Here is a 4,143-nt window from a genome sequence, read left to right as displayed (position 1 = left end):
GATCCACGGACGAGAGTTCCTCTTCCCCACGAACAGAGCAACGAGCATCTGAGCCGACAGTCACACCATCAGCGACTTCTGTTAGGACCTGTAAGCCGTGAGCTGCTGGTCCCTTGCCGAGTTCTTCCTCAAGCACGGCGAACTGGGCGTCTTCGACGGTCGGGCAGTTCGCCGGACCCGCCGAGCGCAGGGCCTGCGTGCCGCCCTCGCGCCAGGCACGACGTCAGCATTCCACCGACCGCACACTCACCCGCAGATCCTTCGCGATCACCGCCATCCTCTCGCCCGCTGCGAACCTCTGTCCGACCTGAAGCCGGATCCCCCCACGAAATGCCCGCCGCTCAGCGGTCAGGCCCCCACCCTCCGGATACCTCAACCCACCGGCATACCCCAGGGATTACGAACCGTCACCACCCGACGACAGCCCGAAAACCTCAGTACCCATCCGCCCGTCCTGAAGCAAGCCAGCGACATCACGAGTTCAACCTCAGTAGCTCAGCGGCGGGCAGCAGGGGCGAAGTGATGCGGCAGATTGACCACAGCGCGGGTCTCCTCAGATGGGGGCACCGCCATCGCCTCACCGTTTGTCGACCTGACCACGGCAGCAGCGCTCAGTGACAGCGGCCCCCCACCGTCCGGCATCGCCAACTCGCCCGTCGGACTGCCTGCGGAGGCAGCGGGCACATGCACCGCATCCTGAGCGCACGCGTCCTTCTCCAAAGCATCGGCCGGCCGGGGGGACTGTCCATTGGCAGGCTCCTGTTCACCAGCGCCCGACCCGAGTTGCCCGGCACTGTGCCGCAGGGATGTCTGCCAGGCCTCGCGCGCCTTGGCGGCATCCTTTCGCTGGCTCCTGTGTCCCCTGAAGATGCGCGTGGGGAAGAACCCCCCACCACGCCCGTCGCTCCAGGTTCCCTGGTTGCCGAGATGCTCACCGGCCCCCTTTCCACCAGTCACGCTGCACCCCGGAGAGCTCTGACTGTTGTACGCGCTTCTTCCTTCCAGAGCACGTCCCCGAACGCGCAGGCACTTGAATACGCACTCGGATACACGTCCGCTTGAGACGTCGGACCTCGCCTATTCCGGGGCGGCTGAGGTGGTACAGGCACAGGCACTCCTCCATATCGGTGACAGAGGACTGCCTCCTCTGTCACGCCTGGTCTACGGCTGGCAATCTCGCATGGCTCACACCGGCCGGGTGGGAAATGCACTCAAGGCGGGATAGGCCTCCTGATCCGGGAGCGCGTCCCCAGGCAGATGACAGTCAACACGGCCAGCGAAGGCGTAGCACTGCTGCGCGCACAAGGCGCCCCGGCTCTGCCCACACCCACAGAGACGGTCAAGGGCGCGCCAGGCGCGCAGCACAATGGTGATCCCGCCCAACCACCACGTCTTGAAACCCGGTGGCCCTGCTTCGCACACTGGTAGGCGCGTTGGTCCAGGACACCGCTGATCTTGGCTGTCGAGGTCCAACGGAATCAGAGATGCCGGCCATTTGGGTCGAGCGTTCTCAGGATCATGTGGTGGGCAGTGGGGTTTGTTCTCAGCAAGTCCTGCATGCCGGCGTTGGGCGTGGGCTGAGTATCGGGCGTACCGGGTACCCGCACTGCGGCGGCCGCAGCCATGATAGAAGGCGGATTTGAGGGGGGTCCCATAACCAGCTGCGAGAGTCCGATGTCAGTCATGCCCGGGTTGGTATGGGGATCGACGACGGGCAGCGCGGCCAATACTTCCTGACAGGGCCGGGGTGGGAGGGGCAACGACGGTCTTCCTGCCCTGGCGGCCGCCGGGCATGCCGTGCCCTCGCTCCTGCTTGGCGCAGGCATCCAGGACTCCTGCCCCGGTCCGACGGACGCTGCCCAGAGTGCCGATCGTGTCGGTACACCTACGGTGGGGGCAGGGCCGGCCGGGGCGGCAAGGGATGTGGATGCCGTTCCGGCAAAGGCCTCAGGCGCTTTGGACAGCGCGGCGGCAGCGGCAGCCCGCAACTTCCGCGTCGCGTTGCCTCTCCTGGCGGCCTCACTGCGCGCCAAAGGCCCCATCTTCGCCTTGCCCCTCATGACGGCCTGGCGCCGCTTTTCCGGCCCTCGCGCGGCATGGCTTGCCTTCATCTTGGCTATTGACTCCGCAGTCTGCACAATCGGCAAAGCAACTCCGTTTCCGAGTAACAGAGGAGGGCGGGACACACCCCCCACCCTCATCAACGGCCACCACACCCAAGGGGATCACCGACACCGGCACCGGAACGGCGGCATTCGGCGGGGCCCGGGACCGGGTCCGCCCTCGGCTCACCCCACCGGGTCACCTGGTGGTGATCACGAAGGCGAGTTCCCCGGTGACCGAGGACACTCCGGTTCGCATCGAGGCCGAGCGTCTCTCGAAGGACCGAGCGGGCTGGGCATCCACCAGCGGTATCCGGCGACCGTAAGGTTCCGGGGCCGCTGAACGCGAGCCGTGCGAGCCTCCAACATCGCCTTCGACTGCCGCCTCGCCCACACGCGGAGTTTGGTGGCTCGGACACCCCGGGCCCAGTCAGCGGCGCTGACAGGCGATTTGCGCTTCCCATCCAGTTCGCGGTCGTGCGTCTGCCGCAGGATCCTCCTAGTGCGGGTATGCGCTCGATGCCTGTGCAACGCCAAACGTGGCACTACAGGCGACGACTCCCCGCCTGTCCGGCGAAATTCTGCTGCCGGTACGGAGTTCCGGAATCCGACGGCAGACCAGCATCAACCGTTGGACCGCCTGCCTGATCGAACGCACTGATGCGAGCCGCTCTCTGCATCTCTCGCTGTAGCTCAACATTAATTCGAGTGTTGATAGCCCACCGCTCGTCAGGAGTGAACTGAACACCATTATAGCCCTTCGCCCAATCGGAGAATACAGAGGCATCGAGCTTGTTATTGTGAATAAACTCACCAAAAGACTGCCCCCCATTTACCCATGCGAGAACCCAATCGCGGCGAATATCGAAATACGGTGCTCCTGCTACTTCATGAGGCATTCTTCTTCTCCTGTCCGAACAGTCCGTACCCTTGAGCTACGGATGGCAGCCAGAGCTGGATCAGTGGGTTTCGAGTTGACTACCGGTTCGGGAAGCGCGACGAGCAAGGCCCTGAGCTGCTGACCAAGGACCATGTCGGCGGTGTCCATGCACAGCCGATGCGCGGGCGGGATGGGCGGCAACAGTGCGAGATCGTCCACAGTGCGGTCGGCTGCGGACTTCGAGACTCTGACAACAGGCCCACCTGCCACAACTTCAGATCCCTGCGCCCGTACGTCGCCACCAGCAACACCCGGTCCCCGAGCGACAGCCGCCTACGACCGGCCACCCTCGACCGCAGCGTTGCCCCGAACAGACGGAGCTGCCGGTGCTCGGCCGATCTGCAGGTCGTCATCTACGCCGACATCCGCTCGGCGGCGGCGATCGGAATCCCACTGTCCGGCAGCCTCGACGCTTGCCGCGCCCTCAGGGAGTCCGGCACGAGCCGACCGGCCAGTTTTGCCGCGGCGCGCCGACCATCGCCGACGGCGGCCACCCGAGCATGCAGTCCGCAGCGTCGCGTTTCCGGCGGCCCTCACCGCATGTAAGGATTAAGGGCGACAGAAACGGCGGCCGGCTCGCCATCCACCGCTTGTACCGCAACCTGCTTCGCGATGCATGCGCCGACTTCATCCCGTGCAGGCCCGCCGCGCTCGCAGGTCGCTTCTTTGGATACTGATCACACTGCACAGCTCTTGCCTCGGGGAACATCGAGCGCGCCATTACAGTCGGAAGGTTTTTGGCTGTGCGCGCTGTTCGAAGAAGCCTTCGCCAAGAGCACTCATCTGGCGTGGTGCGGTTGAAGCGCTGGTGACACTCGAGTTTTTTGCTATAGGGGTGCGAACGGCGATGCTTTCGATTCCCATACTCGTTCCCAGAGGCGCTCGCCGCTTGACGCAATGTCAGCCCGAGATGCCTGGCGTCGCTCGCGTATGACTCTCTCGAGGCCAAACGGCGGCATAGGCAGCGACCGGGGGCGCAAAAGCGTTTTCGCCTGTAATTTCTCCCCCTAGAGGCTGTCCCGTAACCGGTGGTGCTGCTGGTGCGTTGGTCGGGCATGGGTGGGGTGATCTCAGCTGATGATGCGAAGTGGATCGAGCCGT

At 64.7% G+C, this 4,143-nt stretch carries 1 protein-coding gene and 1 pseudogene; both read right to left on the bottom strand.

The window, feature by feature from the left end; all coding sequences use genetic code 11:
- Positions 1-2,647 precede the first annotated feature (2,647 nt).
- Positions 2,648-3,001, bottom strand: coding sequence for a hypothetical protein (locus ACH4C6_RS36115; protein ID WP_398112805.1), 354 nt, complete (start codon positions 2,999-3,001; stop codon positions 2,648-2,650).
- A 122-nt stretch (positions 3,002-3,123) separates the two neighbouring features.
- A pseudogene (locus tag ACH4C6_RS36110) lies at positions 3,124-3,314 on the bottom strand (IS5/IS1182 family transposase); the annotation flags it as partial.
- Positions 3,315-4,143 lie beyond the last annotated feature (829 nt).

Origin of the sequence: Streptomyces sp. NPDC017943 (assembly GCF_044328425.1) — a bacterium.
GTDB lineage: Bacteria > Actinomycetota > Actinomycetes > Streptomycetales > Streptomycetaceae > Streptomyces > Streptomyces djakartensis_A.
Note: the sequence above shows the minus strand (reverse complement) of the source record. Positions and strands in the feature narration are given on the sequence as shown.